Source organism: Paracoccus marcusii (assembly GCF_028621715.1).
Classification (GTDB): Bacteria; Pseudomonadota; Alphaproteobacteria; order Rhodobacterales; family Rhodobacteraceae; genus Paracoccus; species Paracoccus marcusii.
Genome location: NZ_CP117466.1, coordinates 2,866,345 through 2,879,903 on the forward strand (window position 1 = coordinate 2,866,345; position 13,559 = coordinate 2,879,903).

At 66.8% G+C, this 13,559-nt stretch carries 16 protein-coding genes and 1 tRNA gene; 7 read left to right on the forward strand and 10 right to left on the reverse strand.

Translation table 11 applies throughout. The annotated features are described in order from the left end of the window. Positions 1-77 precede the first annotated feature (77 nt). Both puuE and PRL19_RS14165 read left to right on the forward strand, forming a co-directional pair. Positions 78-1,484: an allantoinase PuuE gene (gene puuE, locus PRL19_RS14160; protein WP_273743332.1), complete on the forward strand. Its 1,407-nt coding sequence runs from the start codon at positions 78-80 to the stop codon at positions 1,482-1,484. Beyond that, entirely contained in the window at positions 1,481-2,380 is a 900-nt protein-coding gene (locus PRL19_RS14165) for a bifunctional allantoicase/(S)-ureidoglycine aminohydrolase (protein WP_084697227.1), read from the forward strand. The genes puuE and PRL19_RS14165 overlap by 4 nt, the downstream gene beginning before the upstream one ends. A 16-nt stretch (positions 2,381-2,396) precedes the next feature. Here the strand turns inward: PRL19_RS14165 and PRL19_RS14170 are convergent, their stop codons facing one another. Then, positions 2,397-2,726, reverse strand: coding sequence for a DUF3140 domain-containing protein (locus PRL19_RS14170; RefSeq protein WP_045981284.1), 330 nt, complete (start codon positions 2,724-2,726; stop codon positions 2,397-2,399). A gap of 116 nt (positions 2,727-2,842) precedes the next feature. Between PRL19_RS14170 and PRL19_RS14175 the strand changes: the two genes are divergently transcribed. After that, positions 2,843-3,772: a heparan-alpha-glucosaminide N-acetyltransferase domain-containing protein gene (locus PRL19_RS14175; RefSeq protein WP_273743333.1), complete on the forward strand. Its 930-nt coding sequence runs from the start codon at positions 2,843-2,845 to the stop codon at positions 3,770-3,772. Between the two features lie 24 nt (positions 3,773-3,796). Further along, complete coding sequence (locus PRL19_RS14180; RefSeq protein ID WP_273743334.1) at positions 3,797-4,039, forward strand: hypothetical protein; 243 nt, start codon at positions 3,797-3,799, stop codon at positions 4,037-4,039. A 1-nt stretch (position 4,040) separates the two neighbouring features. On the opposite strand, the gene PRL19_RS14185 is transcribed toward PRL19_RS14180, so the two are convergent. The 8 genes from PRL19_RS14185 to PRL19_RS14220 all read right to left on the reverse strand — a co-directional run bounded on the left by PRL19_RS14185 (position 4,041) and on the right by PRL19_RS14220 (position 11,126). Continuing rightward, a complete protein-coding gene (locus tag PRL19_RS14185; RefSeq protein WP_273743335.1) occupies positions 4,041-4,949 on the reverse strand; it encodes a DMT family transporter in 909 nt (302 codons plus the stop codon). Positions 4,950-5,046: 97 nt separating this feature from the next. Further along, positions 5,047-5,790 carry a YebC/PmpR family DNA-binding transcriptional regulator gene (locus PRL19_RS14190; protein WP_045981286.1) on the reverse strand — a complete coding sequence of 248 codons (744 nt, stop codon included), beginning with the start codon at positions 5,788-5,790 and terminating at the stop codon, positions 5,047-5,049. A 124-nt stretch (positions 5,791-5,914) separates the two neighbouring features. Further along, complete coding sequence (locus tag PRL19_RS14195) at positions 5,915-6,142, reverse strand: hypothetical protein (RefSeq protein WP_273743336.1); 228 nt, start codon at positions 6,140-6,142, stop codon at positions 5,915-5,917. 122 nt (positions 6,143-6,264) lie between these two features. Then, the gene (locus tag PRL19_RS14200) at positions 6,265-8,049 is read right to left on the reverse strand and encodes an SLC13 family permease (RefSeq protein ID WP_045999020.1); all 1,785 of its coding nucleotides are present in this window, start codon (positions 8,047-8,049) and stop codon (positions 6,265-6,267) included. Between the two features lie 102 nt (positions 8,050-8,151). After that, positions 8,152-8,967 (reverse strand): TIGR00282 family metallophosphoesterase, encoded by an 816-nt coding sequence (locus PRL19_RS14205; RefSeq protein WP_273743337.1) that lies wholly within the window; start codon positions 8,965-8,967, stop codon positions 8,152-8,154. A 99-nt stretch (positions 8,968-9,066) separates the two neighbouring features. Then, complete coding sequence (locus tag PRL19_RS14210) at positions 9,067-9,273, reverse strand: cold-shock protein (RefSeq protein WP_042248736.1); 207 nt, start codon at positions 9,271-9,273, stop codon at positions 9,067-9,069. A gap of 155 nt (positions 9,274-9,428) precedes the next feature. Then, positions 9,429-9,503 (reverse strand) — tRNA-Thr (locus tag PRL19_RS14215). Between the two features lie 30 nt (positions 9,504-9,533). After that, positions 9,534-11,126 (reverse strand): ABC transporter permease, encoded by a 1,593-nt coding sequence (locus PRL19_RS14220; protein ID WP_273744517.1) that lies wholly within the window; start codon positions 11,124-11,126, stop codon positions 9,534-9,536. A gap of 229 nt (positions 11,127-11,355) precedes the next feature. On the opposite strand from PRL19_RS14220, the gene PRL19_RS14225 reads away from it, so the two are divergent. Next, the gene (locus PRL19_RS14225; RefSeq protein WP_273743338.1) at positions 11,356-12,231 is read left to right on the forward strand and encodes a hypothetical protein; all 876 of its coding nucleotides are present in this window, start codon (positions 11,356-11,358) and stop codon (positions 12,229-12,231) included. Positions 12,232-12,261: 30 nt separating this feature from the next. On the opposite strand, the gene PRL19_RS14230 is transcribed toward PRL19_RS14225, so the two are convergent. Next, entirely contained in the window at positions 12,262-12,513 is a 252-nt protein-coding gene (locus tag PRL19_RS14230) for a DUF2312 domain-containing protein (protein ID WP_042248738.1), read from the reverse strand. 111 nt (positions 12,514-12,624) lie between these two features. On the opposite strand from PRL19_RS14230, the gene PRL19_RS14235 reads away from it, so the two are divergent. After that, positions 12,625-12,852, forward strand: a complete 228-nt coding sequence (locus PRL19_RS14235) for a hypothetical protein (protein ID WP_273743339.1) — start codon at positions 12,625-12,627, stop codon at positions 12,850-12,852. A gap of 7 nt (positions 12,853-12,859) precedes the next feature. Beyond that, on the forward strand, positions 12,860-13,309 hold the full coding sequence (dtd, locus tag PRL19_RS14240; protein WP_273743340.1) for a D-aminoacyl-tRNA deacylase: 450 nt from the start codon (positions 12,860-12,862) through the stop codon (positions 13,307-13,309). Positions 13,310-13,559 lie beyond the last annotated feature (250 nt).

A 13,559-nucleotide genomic window follows, 5' to 3' on the forward strand; every position in this document is an offset into this window, starting at 1 on the left:
GAATTCCGTCCCTGACCGCTTGTCCTTACGCGGCCGCCGCGCTTTGCTGACGCAACGACAGGCACAAGGGGAGAGAGATGCGCTACAGCCGAGACCTGACCGGATATGGCCGGACCACCCCCGATCCCCGCTGGCCGGGCGGTGCCCGCATCGCCGTCCAGATCGTCCTCAACTATGAGGAAGGCGGAGAGAACAGCATCGAGCATGGCGATCCCGCCTCGGAGGCGTTCCTGTCCGAGATCATCGGCGCCCAGCCCTGGCCCGGCCAGCGGCACTGGAACATGGAATCGATCTATGACTATGGCGCGCGGTCGGGCTTCTGGCGGATGCACCGCATGCTTTGCGACCTGCCGATCACCGTCTATGGCGTCGCCACCGCGCTGGAGCGCAGCCCCGAACAGGTTGCCGCCATGCAGGAGGCCGGGTGGGAGATCGCGACCCATGGCCTAAAGTGGATCGACTATCGCAACGTCCCGCGCGAGGTCGAGGCCGACCACATCGCCCAGGCCGTGGCCCTGCACACCGCCGTCACCGGCGAACGCCCGCACGGCTTCTATCAGGGGCGCACGTCGATGAACACGGTGGCCTTGGGCTGCGAGGAAGGCGGGTTTGCCTATCTGGCCGACACCATCGCGGACGAACTGCCCTATTGGCACGTCCACAACGGCCGGCCGCAGCTGATGGTGCCCTATACGATGGACGCCAACGACATGCGCTTTTCCAGCGGACAAGGGTTCGGAACGGGGACCGACTTCTTCGACTATCTGCGCGACAGCTTCGACATCCTCTACGCCGAAGGGGCCGCCGGCGCGCCCAAGATGATGTCCATCGGCCTGCATTGCCGCTTGGCCGGGCGCCCCGGTCGCGCGATGGCGATCCAGCGGTTCCTGGACCACGCCCGCAGCCACGAGGGCGTCTGGTTCGCCAGCCGCCTGGACATCGCCCGCCATTGGGCGGCCGAACATCCGTTCCAGCCCCGCACGCGCCCGTCGCAGATGGACCGCGACGCCTTTGTCGCGCGGTTCGGCGGCGTCTATGAACATTCGCCCTTCATCGCCGAACGCGTCTGGGATGCCGAGATGGGTGCCGTCCACGACACGCCGGGCGGCCTTGCCGGACGCATGGCACAGATGTTCCGCGCGTCAGGCGACGACGAACGACTGGGCGTGCTGCAGGCCCACCCCGATCTGGCGGGCAAGCTGGCGCTGGCAAAGCGTCTGACCGCCGACAGCACCGCCGAACAGGCCAGCGCCGGGCTGGACGCGCTGACCGATGCGGAACGGGCCGAATTCACGCGCCTGAACGACGCCTATGTCGCCAAGCACGGCTTTCCGTTCATCATCGCGGTCCGTGACCACGACAAGGCGGGCATCCTGTCCGCCATGCAGGCCCGCGTCGACAACGACACCGCCACCGAACGCGCCACAGCCGAGGCGCAGGTCACCCGCATCGCCACCCTTCGCCTGAAAGAGATCCTGAAATGACCCAGACCGGCCCCGCGGGCGCCCCCACCGGCGACATCGCCCAGCTTCCCACCGACGATGCCACCGCGCCGCGCATCCGCTATGCCGGGCCAGTGGCGGGCCTGCCGCCCCAGACGGGGATGACCACCGACACGGCGATCTTCACCGAGGCCTATGCCGTCATTCCCCGCACCGTGATGCGCGACATCGTCACCAGCTATCTGCCCGGCTGGCAGGGGATGCGGTTCTGGATGCTGGCCCGCCCGCTGACCGGATTCGCCGAAACCTTCAGCCAGTACATCGTCGAACTGGCCGAAGGCGGCGGCAGTGACACGCCCGACGACGACCCCGAGGTCCAGCACGCGATCTTCGTCACCGGCGGCGACATGCAGGTGGTGATCGACGGGACCGAGCATCTGCTGTCACCTGGCGGCTTTGCCTATATCCCGGCTGGCACGCCGTGGCGGGTCCGGAACCGCACCGCAGGCCCCGCGGGCTTTCACTGGTGGCGCAAGCGCTGGCAGCCCTTTGCCGGCACGGACAAGCCCGACCCCATCGTGGTGCAGGAACAGGACATCGCCCCGTCCATGATGCCCGACACGGACGGGGCATGGGGCACCACGCGCTTCATGGACCCGGCCGATCTGCGCCATGACATGCACATCACCGTCGTGACGTTCAAACCCGGCGGCTCGATCCCCTTCGCGGAAACGCACGTGATGGAACATGGTCTGTTCGTGCTGGAAGGAAAGGCCGTCTATCGCCTGAACCGGGATTGGGTCGAGGTCGGTCCGGGCGATTACATGTGGCTGCGCGCCTTCTGCCCGCAAGCCTGTTACGCCGGCGGTCCGGGGCCGTTCCGTTATCTGCTGTACAAGGACGTGAACCGCCACGCGACGCTGTGGCCGAACCGCTAATTCGCCGGGGCCGCGATCACTTCAGCGGATCGTGGCCCCAGTTCATCAGGGAATAGCGCCAGTCGCTGTGTTCCTTGTCCTTTTCGGGCCCACCCTGCGCCAAGTGGCGCTTGATGTAGCCCGCGACCTTGGCCATGTGCGACCAGTCGTCGTCGGTCAGGTCGGCCTTCTTCTTGTCCTTGATGCGCAGGATGTGGCGGCCTGACTTGTGGCCGGTGCTTTCGCCCTGCCCGCCGGTGTCGCCCACCGACTTGCTGTCGTCAGTGTCCAGCCAATCCTTCAACTGGGACGGCGTCATGTTCACCAGCTTCTGCCAGTCGTCCCAAACCTGCTCATGCGATGCCATTGAATCCTCCTGCGATCGGCGGAAAAACTCTTGGCGCCAATGCGCGGTTCCAATCAGGCGGCATTCTGCTATGACCCCGCGTTGCACAGACTGCAAATTATTAACGTGGTAAACAGATGCGGATCATTGGCCTTGATGCGGCGCGAAGCCTGGCGATCGTGCTGGCGATGTCGTCGCATGTCTTTGCGGATGTGGGCCTTTACGCCCACATGTCCGAACCGCTGACCCGCGTTGCGGGATTTGCCTTCCAGATCGCCACACCGACCTTCATCCTGCTGTTCGGCACGATGCTGGAGGTGGTCTATCGCCCACGCTGGACCACGCGTCAGGCGCGCCATGGTGTTGCCATGCGGCTTTTGTCGCGGGCGTTCCAGTGCTGGGTTCTCTATGCGCTGACGATCCTGACGCTGGCCCTGACCGATGACGGCTACTCGGTGCCCTACAGCACCGCGACGATCCTGTTCATGGGAAATTCACCCTATACGGAAATTCTGAAGTTCTATGCCATCGTCCTCGCCATCGCGCCGATCCTGTTGTGGATCCGGGCGCAAACCGGGCTGCTGCCGCTGGCGGTCGCCGCGCTGGCCTGTCACGCGGCGTGGCCCCTGCTCAGCGGCCTTCCGGACGTCCAGAACGATCTGGGCGCGCCCACCCCCGTGGCCAGCCTCGTGCAGTTTCTGACCGGTTTCGGCGACCTGCCGCTTGCAGGTCCGTCCGTGCTGCACGGGCTGACGCTGGTCATCGCCGGACAATGCCTGGGCCGCTATCTGACCGGCCGGTCGGCGGCGGGATCGACAGACCCCTTGGCCGATCCGGGCTTTGGCCGCCGGGTGCGTGCGCTGCTGGTCGGGGGCGCGGGGGTCGCGCTGATCGGCGGGCTGTTCCTCAGCGTCGACGTGATCGACGGCCTGGCAGATGGCAGCCTGCGCCGGGACAGCAATCCGCTCTATTTCGCAACTGGCATCCTGTCGGCCACGCTGATGACGCTGTTCTTCGTCTGGATGATCGACATCCGCAAGGTCGGAAGCATCGGGGCATGGTCTTAAGCCACCTTCTTTGGCCGCACCAGCATGTTCACCTTCGCCTGGGGCAATGTCCTGCTGTATCTGGTCGCCCCCCAGCCCACCGACGTGATCGGGGCACTGATATGGACCGCCGCCCTGCTGGCCGCGCTGTGCGTGATGAGCCTTGGTTTCGACCGCGCCGCGCGCCGCTCGACGACGGTGGCGACCACGCTGACGCAGCTCAGACGGCCCGCCGACTGGCTGGCCGAACGGCTGCTATGGGGGATGGGCCGACTGCGCGCGGCCTAGCTTAAACCTTGGTGGCGCTGACCGGTGGCGTGACGGTGCGGGCGCGAATGCGCGCCTCGCGCCAGGTGATATAGCTGATCGCCCCGATCATCAGACCGCCGCCCAGGATCACCCACGGGTCCAGCGGCTCATGGAAGACCAGTACGCCGACCAGGCTGGCCCAGATCAGCTGCAGGAACGTCACCGGCTGCGTGACCGTCAGCGGCGCCGCCGCAAAGGCCCGCGTCATCGTGTAATGGCCAAGCGTCGCAAAGACCGCGACCAGCGCCAGCCAGCCCAGCTGGCCCATCGTCGGCGGCACCCACTGCGCGATGGCCAGCGGTGCCAGACCGACCGATACCGTCAGCGACATCATCGCCACGACCACCGCCGCGGGCACGCGACCCGACAGCTGCTTGGCGATCAGATAGGACAGACCGAAGGCGACAGCGGCCAGAACCTGGCTCAGATGTCCGGGGTCCAGCTCCCGCAACCCCGGCCGCAGTACGACCAGCGCGCCAATAAGCGCCACCGCCACCGCCGCGATCCGCCGCGAGGCCAGCTTTTCACCCAAAAACAGCGCGGCGCAGATCGTCACGATGATGGGGTTCAGAAAGCCGATGGCCGTCACCTCGGCCACGGTGATGCGCGACATCGCATAGAACCAAGCGACCACCGCCACCACGTGCAGCGCCCCACGCAGCGCGAACAGCCCCCAGATCCCCCGCGAAAACCCGCCCCGCAAGGCGCTGGTGATGACCGGGGCCAGAAACACCAATCCGAACAGAAAGCGGATGAACGCCGCCTGTGCCGCGGGCAGCGCGCCGTCCAACCCGCGCACGATGGTGTTGACCGCGACAAAGCACAGCCCTGTCGCCAGCATCCATCCGATGCCGATCAGGTCGCGGCGTGTCTCGCTTTGCATCTGCATGATCTGCAATTGCCGCCTTTCCCGGCGGCGCGCAAGGCGCAAAACGCAAGACGGGCCGCCCCCGATGGGAACGGCCCGCCCGCGCGATCGACGGCGATTACAGTTGCGCCGCGATCTCTTCCGAGATGTCAAAATTGCCGGTGACGGTCTGGACGTCGTCGTCATCCTCCAGCGTGTCGATCAGGCGCATCAGCTTTTGCGCGGTCTCAAGGTCGGTGACCTCGGTGGGCGCCTGCGGCTTCCAGATCAGCTTGGCAGTGTCGGATTCGCCCAAGGACGCCTCCAATGCGCTGGACACCTCGTTCAGCGCGGTGTCGGCGCAATAGATCCAGTGGCCCTCCTCGTCGGATTCGACGTCGTCGGCCCCGGCCTCCAGCGCAGCCAGCATGACCGTATCGGCATCGCCAGCGGATGCGGGATAGACGATCTCTCCGACCCGGTCGAACATGAAGCTGACCGAACCGGTCTGGCCCATGTCGCCGCCCGACTTGGTGAAATAGCTGCGCACGTTCGACGCGGTGCGGTTGCGGTTGTCCGTCATCGCCTCGACCACCAGCGCGATCCCGTTCGGGCCGTAACCCTCATAGCGGATCTCGTCATAGGTCTCGGCGTCGCCGCCCTGCGATTTCTTGATGGCGCGGTCGATCACGTCTTTTGGGACGGATTTCGACTTGGCCTCCTTGACGGCCAGGCGCAGGCGCGGGTTCTTTTCAGGATCGGGGTCGCCCATCTTGGCGGCCACGGTGATCTCTTTCGCCAGCTTGGAGAACAGCTTGGACCGCAGCTTGTCCTGCCGGCCCTTGCGGTGCTGGATGTTGGCCCATTTGGAATGCCCTGCCATGTCGGGTCGTCCTTCGTGCGGAAACTGGAATATGGCCCGCTTCTAGTCCAGCGGGCACCCCCATCGCAATGCGAAACGCGGCCCCAGGGGGCCGCGCGGTGGTCGTCCGGTGATCGGGCGCGCCTTACAGCGCGGCGGAACCGCCCAGGATGCGGCGGACTTCGCCGTCGCGGGTCAGGCCCTTGGCGGACAGTTCGGCATCCGACATTTGGCTCAGGCGGTTCAGCGCGCGCATCTGCGGGCTTGCCTCGGCGAAAGCGATCATGAAGCGGCCTACGGCACGGAACGGCGCCAACAGCGAGCCGGCCGAGAAACCGGTGGATTTGTGATCGACAGAAGCGATGGTCGCCATGTGGAAACTCCTTGCATAGGACAAAGTCGTTTCCTCCCCTGCGCCCTAGATCGGGGTTTTGCCCCCCGATCGCAACCGCCGATGCTGCATGGCAGCATTGCAGTTGCGGCAAACGCAAGGCGTCAGGGGACCAGCGGCCACAGGATGGGGATGATCAGGCACGCCACGATGCCGCAGATGATGTCCAGCGGCACGCCCACCTTGACGAAGTCAGAGAACCGATACCCCCCCGGTCCATAGACCATCATATGTGTCTGATAGCCGATGGGCGTCGCAAAGGCGACGGTCGCCGCGAACATGACAGCCACGACATAGGGTCGTGGGTCGTGGCCAAGGGTCGTGGCCAGCGCGATGGCAATGGGCGTCAGCAAAACGGCGACCGCGTTGTTCGACAGGACCTCGGTCAGGATCAGGCCCAGGAAATAGACCGCGATCAGGGTCAGGAACGGCGGCAGGTCCATCAGGTGCGGCGCCAGGAAGTCGACGATCAGGTTGACCGTCCCCGTATGTTCCAACGCCTCGCCCACGGCCAGCATGGCAAAGATCATCGCCATCAGGCGGCCGTCCACGAAAGAGAACGCCTCTTCGGCATCGACGCAGCGGGTGATCAGGATCACCGCGGCCGCCAGGAAGGACAGCGCCAGGATCGGGGCGACGTTCAGGGCCGCCAGCGTCACCACGGCCAGCAGGCAGATGATCGCGATGGGGGCGCGATTGCGCCGATAGGCCCTCGCCGAGGGGCGCGAGACGTCGACCATCTCCATGTCGGTGGCCAGGCGGCCGATATCCTCGGGGGCGCCTTCCAGCAGCAGGGTGTCGCCCACGCGCACCACCAGGTCGTCCAGCTGGCGACCGATGTTCTGGTTTCGCCGATGGGCCGCCAGAACGTAGATGCCATAGCGCCGGCGCAGGCGCAGATCGCCCAGACGCCGCCCGATCAGGTGACAGCCCGGCGAGATCAGCACCTCGACCGTCTCGGTCGCAACCGAGCCCAGCTTGTCCAGCATCTGCAGGTTCTTGTTGTCCAGCATCTCCAGCAGGTCGGACATCTCCGACCGCAGGACGACGCGGTCGCCGGGGGCCAGCACCACCTCGGGCAGGTTGCGGCGCAGCGACGCGTCGCCCCGCAGCACGTCGATCAGGCGCACCGCGTCGCGCTTGAACAGCGCCACCTCGGTCACGGTCTGGCCGACCAGGGACGAATCCTCGGGGATCGCGACTTCGGTGAAGTACTTCATCTCGCGGCGCGACCCTAGGAAGCCGGCCAGCGAGGTGCGTTCGGGCAGAAGCTTGCGCCCGATCAGCAGGAAGTAGGCGATCCCGGCAAGGGTGATGGCGATGCCCACCGGGGCGATCTCGAATATCGTGAAGGGCTCCATCCCGCGTTCGCGCGCCACCCCGTCGACCAGCAGGTTTGTCGAGGTGCCGATCAACGAGATCATGCCCCCCATCAACGTGAAATAGCTAAGCGGCATCAACAGTTTGGACGGCGTTGTTCCAAGCCGCAGCGCCAGCTGGATGCAGATCGGGATCATCACCGCGACGACCGGCGTGTTGTTCATCACCGCCGACGCCACGATCACGAAGCCGAACAAGCTGGCCACGGCCAGCATCGGATTGGTGTCGGCGCGGGCCGACACGATGCTGGACATCAGGTCCAGCGCCCCCGTCCGCATCAGGCCGCCCATCAGCAGGTACATGAAGGCGATCGTCCAGGGCGCGGCATTCGACAGCACCCCCGCCGCATCCTCGACCGGCAGCAGCCCCAGCACCATCATCGTCGCCGCCGAGGCGATGGCGATGACCTCGGGCGGGTGCTTTTCGCGGATGAAGAGGACAAAGGTGATGCTGACGATGATCAGCATGGCAACGGAAGCGGTCGTGCCGGTCAGTTCAAAGCCAAGCATGAAGATCCTGTCTCGTCACACGGCCCGGATGCGGCCCCGACATCGGGGTGTAGAGCAGTTTTCTGCGCTGCCGCAAGCGAAAGTTGAAACGGTGCCGGCGGGTCAGGCCGGATGCGTGGCCGCCAGCCGACCGCCGTCGCGCACCGGCTGGACGCTGCGCGCCTGCCCCGTGCGGTCGTCCGTCTCGACCAGCACGCCGGACAGCGTCGCCTCGCCTTCGGCGGGCACGAAGCGGTCGCGGACCATGCCGGTGATGAAGCGGCGCAGCGGCTCTGCCTTGTCCATGCCGATCACGCTGTCATAGTCGCCGCACATCCCCGCATCGGTCAGATAAGCCGTCCCGCGCGGCAGCACCTGCGCATCGGCCGTGGGGACGTGGGTGTGGGTGCCCACCACCAGGCTGGCTCGCCCGTCGCAGAAATGACCCACGGCCATCTTCTCGCTGGTCGCTTCGGCGTGGATGTCGACCAGGGCGGCCTGCACCATGCCGCCCGGCGGATGGGCGCGCAGCACGCCGTCCAGCGCCGAGAACGGATCGTCATAGGGACGCGACATGAACACCTGGCCCAGGGCCTGCACGATCAGCGCCTTGCGCCCGCGCTGGTCGCTGATGATCGTGTGACCGCGGCCCGGCGCCTCGCGCGCGAAGTTCAGCGGGCGCACGATCCGCGGTTCGCGGTCGATGAAGGTCAGCATGTCCTTTTGATCAAAGGCATGGTCGCCGAGCGTCAGGCAATCGGCCCCCGCCTCCAGCAGCAGTTGCGCGTGACCCGCGGTCAGGCCGCGCCCGCCGCTTGCGTTTTCCGAATTGACCACGACAAGATCGGCCTTCAGCCGGGCGCGCAGCCCCGCCAGCCGTTCGGTGATCGCCCGACGGCCCGAACGGCCCATCACATCGCCAAGAAACAGAATTTTCATGGGGGTCTGCTATGCCAATCTGCGTGCGGCCTCAAGCGCGCACATGCAAAAGGGCTGCCTTGCGGCAGCCCTTTCATATCGTCGCCGTAAGGCGTCGGATCAGACGAACTGAACGTTCGTTGCCGATTCGCGACCGTCACGGCCACGCTCCAGCTCGAACGTCACCTTCTGGCCGTCGGCCGGAGCCGACAGGCCCGCGCGCTCGAGAGCCGAGATGTGCAAGAAAACGTCCTGGCGGCCGCCTTCCGGTTGAATGAAGCCGAAGCCTTTGGTGCTGTTGAACCACTTCACGGTGCCGTTGGCCATCGTGAGATCTCCTGTCTTAGTGTTCCACCCGCAGTATGCGGTGGCTTGGCCGTCAGATTAACAAAGCAGACTGAAGGCAGAAGCAGACAGGATGCAGAGAATTTAACGTAGCCATGTCTAGATAGGGCGGACAGGGCCTTAATGCAAGGGAAACTTGGTGCCGGCTGAGGGATTTGAACCCCCGACCCCCTGATTACAAATCAGACGCTCTACCACTGAGCTAAGCCGGCATCGTCGTCCGATTACCAAGCCGCCCGATGTTACGCAAGCGGCGGCTTCGTGCGTCTGGCACCGCCCAGGTTGGTGCGCGCCAGAAGCGCGACCGCGGCGAGCCCCACGGCCATCACCAGCAGTGCCGCGGGCGAGGCGTTGCCCAGATCCTCCAGGCTGGCGCGTTCGTGGGTGCGGGTGGCCAGCGTCTCGAAGTTGAACGGGCGCAGCAGCAGCGTTGCGGGCAGTTCCTTGACGCAATCGACAAAGACCAGCAGCAGCGCCGCCCCCACCGACCCGCGCATCATCGGCAGATAGACCGCGCGCAGCACCCCGGCATTGTCGCGGCCCAGCGACCGCGCCGCCATCGGCAGCGAGGGCGGCACCCGCGTGAAGGCCGCGTCGATCGCCCCCTGCCCGATCGCGAAGAAACGGACCAGATAGGCCAGCACGATGGCCGTGCCCGTCCCGGTCAGGATCAGCCCCGGATCGGTGCCCGTCACCGCCAGCCAGCCATCCGCGACCCGGTGGTCCAGCGCGGCCAGCGGGATCAGCAGGCCCACCGCCAACACCGCCCCCGGCGCGGCATAGCCGATGGTGGTGACCGGCATCAGCAGGCGCGGCAGCGCCCGCCCCGACAGGCGCGTCCCATAGACCATGATCAGCGCCATCAGCACCGTCAGCACCGCGGCGATCCCGCCTAATGACACCGTGTGCCACGCGGCCCGCACCAGCCCCGGCGACACCCAACCCTGCGGATAGGCCAGCGCATAGGTCGCGATCACCCCTACCGGCAGGACGAACCCCATCGCGAAAGGCAGCGTGCATGCCAGCGTCGCCAGGACCCCCGGCAGGGCACGCAGGCGCTGGCGCTGGATCGGCCGCGGCTGCCGGGCGCTTTGGTGATAGCGCGCATTGCGGCGGGCAAAGCGTTCCCACAGCGACAGAAGCACGATGATGGCAAGCATCGCGCAGGCGATCTGGGCGGCACCGCCGGCGTTCCGACGCTCCAGCCAGGTGGTGAAGATGCCGGTGTTCAGGGTCTGGACCCCGAAATAGCTGACGACGCCGTAATCGGCGACCGCCTCCATCATCGCGATGGCCGATCCCGCCACGATGGCCGGGCGCGCCAGCGGCAGGCCAACGCGGGCGAACAGGCCCCAGGGGCCGGTGCCCAGGGCGCGTGCGACCTCGTATGCGCTGCCCGACTGTTCGTGCAGCGCGGCGCGCGTCAGCAGATAGACATAGGGATAGAGCGCGGAGGCCAGCACCACGATCGCCGCCTCCAGCGAGCGGATGCGGGGGAACCAGTAGTCGCGGGCCGTCTCCCACCCGAACCAGCCGCGCAGGGCGATCTGGACCGGGCCGGAATAATCCAGGAAATCGGCCAGTGCATAGGCGCCGATATAGGCGGGCACCGCCAGCGGCAGCAGCAGCAGCCACTGCAGCACGCCGCGGCCCGGAAAGTCGTACATGCTGACCAGCCAGGCCGCCCCGGTGCCCATCGCCGCGGCCAGCAGTCCCGTCCCCACCGCCAGCGCGACCGTGTTGCCGAAATAGCGGGGCATGACGCTGGACAGCAGATGCGGCCAGATGTTGTCGGTGGGGTTCAGCGCCAACCAGACGACCGACAGGACCGGCATCAGCACCAGCCCCGCGACCAGGACCGCGGCGACCGACCATCCGCGTCCGCCCCCCTGGCGCAGGGCATGATCGTGACGGCGGCTGCGGGTCGGTTCTGGGGCTGTCCGGGTCATGCCCAAGGGCGATATGCCAAAGCGGTTTGACTGTCCACGCCGGACGGTTAATCTGCGCGCCACAACCAGGGTGGGCTTGCCCGCCGCAAGGCCAAGAAAAGACGGGACAGTTCAGATGCAGATGGTTTTCCACCTGGGGGTGCACGGCACCGACCGCGACCGCCTGCTCAAGACGCTGCTGAACAACCGCGCCGCCCTGCAGGGCATCGGCACCGAGGTGGTCACCCCGAACCGCCACCGTGGGCTGTTCGACGAGGCGCTGGCATCGCTGAACGGCGGCACGGCCACGCCCGAGATGGAACAGATCATGATGGACGCGATGCTGGAAAGCGACGATCCCAAGCGGATTGTGATGTCCACCTCGACCTTCATGGGTGCGCCGGGCCGGGCCGTGGGGCGCGACGGGCTCTATCCGCAGATAGGCATGCGCGCGGCCGCGCTGTCGCGGCTGTTCCCGTCGGCGCAGACCGAGTTCTTTTTGGCGATGCGCAATCCAGCCACCCTGCTGGCCGAGGTCCTGCCCCAGTTCAGCGGCGGCGGCTATGACGACCTGATGCAGGGCAACCACCCGCTGCAGCTGCGCTGGCGGCTGGCCATCCAGAAGCTGGTCCGATCGGTTCAGGGCCGCCGCCTGGTCCTGTGGTGCCACGAGGATGTGCCGCTGATCTGGCCCGAGGTGGTGCGGCTGATCGGCGCATTGCCCGACGGCGTGCCGCTGGCGGGAAACATGCCCTACATGTTCGACCTGCTGGGCCCGTCCGGGATGGAGAAGCTGCGCGCAGCGATGGCGGGCCGCGACCAGACCAATGTCGCGCAGCGTCGCCAGATCTATTCCGACGTCCTGGCCGCCCATGCCCTGCCCGAGGTGCTGGAGCAGACCGTCGACCTGCCGGGCTGGACGCAGGAGCTGGTCGATCAGGTGACGGAAAACTATCGCGCCGACGTGGCCGAGATCGCGGTCCTGCCGGGCGTCGAGTTCATCCTGCCCTAGGGCCGCGCGGGCGGCCCCGGGACGGGTGCGTCAGACCATGCCCAGGGCGGCCTTGTACATGTCCAGGATCGCCTCTTCCTCGGCGATGTCATCCTTGTCGCGGCGGCGCAGGGCGATGATCTGCTTCATAACCTTGGTGTCGTATCCGCGCGCCTTGGCCTCGGCCATCACCTCTTTCTGGCGTTCGGCGATGTCCTTCTTTTCGGCCTCAAGCTGCTCGAACTGTTCGATGAACTGGCGCAGCTCGTCCGCGGCCACCCCATAGGCTTGATCGTCCTGCATCGGATTCGTCCCTTCTTGCGCGTTTGCACCGGGTGTTAGGCGGTCTTGTTGCGGGGTGCAATCGCCGCTAGGGGACGGTCGCGAAACCCCGCTTTGCGCAAGGAGACGACCATGACCCTGTTCGACTGGATCATCTGGAGCGGCGCGGCCCTGACCCTGATCGGGCTGGGCGCCCTTGTCTGGTGCATCTGGACCGTCAGCCGCGCCCGCGCGCGGGGCCTGGACGACGCGGCGCTGCGCGAGCGGATGCACGGCGTGCTGGCCGTGAACATGGGCGCGCTGGCGGCCTCGGTCATCGGGCTGATGATGGTCGTCATCGGCATCGTCTTGGCCCGGTGATCCGGCGATGCGGGTCCTGATCCAGCGCGTCGCCGAAGCCCGCGTCACCGTCGACGCCCAGATCGTGGGGCAGACCGGGCCGGGCCTGCTGATCCTGGCCTGCGCGATGCGGGGCGACGACGACGCGACCGTCACGGCGCTGGCCGGGCGCGTCGCACGGCTGCGCATCTTCCGCGACGATCAGGGGCGGATGAACCGGTCGGTGCTGGACACGGGCGGCACGGCGCTGGTCGTCAGCCAGTTCACCCTGGCCGCCGACACCCGCAGCGGCAACCGTCCCGGCTTCTCCTCGGCCGCCGCGCCTGACGATGGCCGGCGCCTGTACGAACGCTTCGCTCAGGCGCTGCGCGACCTGGGGGTCGCCACCGAAACCGGGCGCTTTGGCGCGGACATGCAGGTGGCCTTGGTCAATGACGGCCCGGTGACGATCTGGATGGACAGCGCCGACCGCGCCTGACCATCCAAGGGCCGTGCCTGACGGGGCTTGACTTTCACGTCATTTCCGCCCATCTGACCCCCATCGCCGTCCGCTGCCGCGTGAGCAGCCTTGGGTCCCTGCCCGATGACGCCGACACCCAATCCAGTTTCCCATTCACGCGGGGAGGCAGCAGGCATCCTCGTATCGCGCCTGCACCCCTGCCACTGGCCGCGCCCTGCGCGGGGCCCCTGCCTTTGCGTCCGATACGGGGGACGGAAGGGACGAAAGA